The 1285-nt window shown below is 50.6% G+C and carries 1 rRNA gene; it reads left to right on the forward strand.

Features of this window, described 5'->3' with window-relative positions:
• Positions 1 to 1271 (forward strand): 23S ribosomal RNA (locus tag Q0954_RS33950); the annotation flags it as partial.
• Between the last annotated feature and the right edge of the window lie 14 nt (positions 1272 to 1285).

The following is a 1285-nucleotide window of genomic DNA, read 5'->3' on the forward strand; positions in this document are numbered from 1 at the left end:
TATGACTATCCGTACCGCAAACCGACACAGGTGGTCGAGAAGAGAATTCTAAGGTGCTCGAGTGATCCACGGCTAAGGAACTCGGCAAAATCGTCCTGTAACTTCGGGAGAAGGGACGCCTCCTTTACTTCGGTAAAGAGGCCGCAGTGACTAGACCCAGGCGACTGTTTAACAAAAACACAGGGCTTTGCGAAATCGCAAGATGCGGTATAAGGCCTGACACCTGCCCGGTGCTGGAAGGTTAAGAGGGGATGTTATCGTTTTCGGACGAGAAGCATTGAATTGAAGCCCCAGTAAACGGCGGCCGTAACTATAACGGTCCTAAGGTAGCGAAATTCCTTGTCGGGTAAGTTCCGACCTGCACGAATGGTGCAACGATCTGGGTACTGTCTCAGCCGTGAGCTCGGTGAAATTGTAGTATCGGTGAAGATGCCGATTACCCGCAACGGGACGGAAAGACCCCGTGCACCTTTACTATAGCTTAACATTGATTCTGGTCATATAATGTGTAGGATAGGCGGGAGATAATGAAGCGGTGTCGCCAGGCATCGTGGAATCATCCTTGAAATACCGCCCTTTATGTGATTGGGATCTAATCCTAGGGGAGACATTGTTAGGTGGGTAGTTTGACTGGGGTGGTCGCCTCCAAAAAAGTAACGGAGGCTTTCAAAGGTGTCCTCAGTACGGTTGGTAATCGTACGAAGAGCGCAATAGCATAAGGACGCTTGACTGTGAGACCGACGGGTCGATCAGGAACGAAAGTTGGATATAGTGATCCGGTGGTTCTGTATGGAAGGGCCATCGCTCAAAGGATAAAAGGTACGCCGGGGATAACAGGCTGATCTCCCCCGAGAGCTCACATCGACGGGGAGGTTTGGCACCTCGATGTCGGCTCGTCACATCCTGGAGCTGGAGAAGGTTCCAAGGGTTGGGCTGTTCGCCCATTAAAGTGGCACGCGAGCTGGGTTCAGAACGTCGTGAGACAGTTCGGTCCCTATCTGTTGTGGGCGTAAGATATTTGAGAGGACCTGACCTTAGTACGAGAGGACCGGGTTGGACGAACCTCTGGTGTATCAGTTGTGTTGTCAGATGCATCGCTGAGTAGCTACGTTCGGAAGAGATAAGCGCTGAAAGCATCTAAGCGCGAAACTCGCCTCGAGATGAGATATCTATATAAGGGTCGTTGGAGATGACGACGTAGATAGGTTGCAAGTGTAAGAGTTGAAAGACGCTGAGCTGAGCAATACTAATTACCCGAAAACTTCCTGGAAAAAGAGAAGTTGGT

Source organism: uncultured Microscilla sp. (assembly GCF_947493425.1).
Lineage (GTDB): Bacteria > Bacteroidota > Bacteroidia > Cytophagales > Microscillaceae > Microscilla.